Origin of the sequence: Nocardioides sp. NPDC057577 (assembly GCF_042801335.1) — a bacterium.
Lineage (GTDB): Bacteria > Actinomycetota > Actinomycetes > Propionibacteriales > Nocardioidaceae > Nocardioides.
Genome location: NZ_JBHVGB010000346.1, coordinates 1 through 1,276 on the forward strand (window position 1 = coordinate 1; position 1,276 = coordinate 1,276).

Genomic DNA, 1,276 nt, shown 5'->3' on the forward strand with positions numbered 1-1,276 from the left:
CGAGGTCCGGGAAGAAGTCGGGGTCGACGAGCAGCTCACGTTCCATGTCCATCGAGCGCTTGACGGCCGCAGCATGTTCTCGGCTTCCGACGGACAGCTCCGTGCTCCGCAGGGCCACGGCGGCGTGGAAGGATTCGAGCAGCCGCAGATTGCGTACGTCACCGATGAACAGGGAACCACCGGGTGCGAGGCGGTCCAGGGCTCCGCGAAGTACGGTCTCCAGGTACTCCCCGCTGGGGAAGTACTGGATCACCGAGTTCAGGACGATGACGTCGAAGTAGCCGTCGGGGATTCCGGAGAAGTCGTCGGCGGGTTGGCTGAAGAGCTTTACCCGGTCGATCAGGTCGGGTTGTCCGGACATTTGTGTGGTGAGGTCGGCGATGACTTCGGTGGAGAGATCCGAGCCCCAGTAGCTCTGGCAGTGTGGAGCCACCTTGGAGAGAATCAGGCCGCTGCCGACGCCGATCTCAAGGACACGTCGTGGGTTGAGCTGGAGAATGCGCCGCGCTGTGGCGTCACGCCATTCCCGCATTTCCTCGACCGGGATCTCGGTGCCATCGTAACTGCTGACCCAGCCAGCGAAGTTCTCCCCGAACTGCGCCTTGCTTCCGCTCTGATAGTGCTGTTCGTGCAGGGTTTTCCAGTCCTGCACCCGCTGAGCGTCAGATTCGATGCCCGGTATGTGGGCGTCGTCGGCCGGTGAGATGTACGCGACGACGCGTTTGTCGCCGGGCTGGTCCTCCCGCACCACCACCACAGCCCGCGCCACCGCGTCATGCCCCACCAGCACCGACTCGATCTCACCCAGCTCGATACGGAAACCCCGCACCTTCACCTGATGATCAACCCGGCCCAAGAACTCCAGCCCACCCGAGGCACCCCACCGCACCACATCCCCCGTGCGATACATCCGCGACCCCGCAGCCCCGAACGGACACGCCACGAACCGCTCCGCCGACAACCCCGCACGCCTCAAATAACCCCGCGCAACACCCACACCCGCCACATACAACTCACCAGCCACCCCCACCGGAACCGGCCGCAAACCCCCATCCAGCACAAACACCGACGTATTCGCAATCGGACCCCCCAACGACACCACCCCCGACCCAGGGGCGATCCTCGTCGCGGTGGACCAGATGGTGGTCTCCGTGGGGCCGTAGAGATTGGTGACGCTCGGGGCGTCCGTACTGAGTCGCAGTGCCAACTGGGGTGGCAGGGCTTCGCCGCCGACCAGCACCTTCAGTGCGCGCACGGTGTCGGGACTGCTGTCCGC

At 64.9% G+C, this 1,276-nt stretch carries 1 protein-coding gene; it reads right to left on the reverse strand.

Translation table 11 applies throughout. The features are described from left to right. Nucleotides 1–1,255 (reverse strand): AMP-binding protein (locus ACFU7D_RS29665; RefSeq protein WP_378874124.1); only part of this gene is annotated, 1,255 nt, incomplete at its 3' end. Nucleotides 1,256–1,276 lie beyond the last annotated feature (21 nt).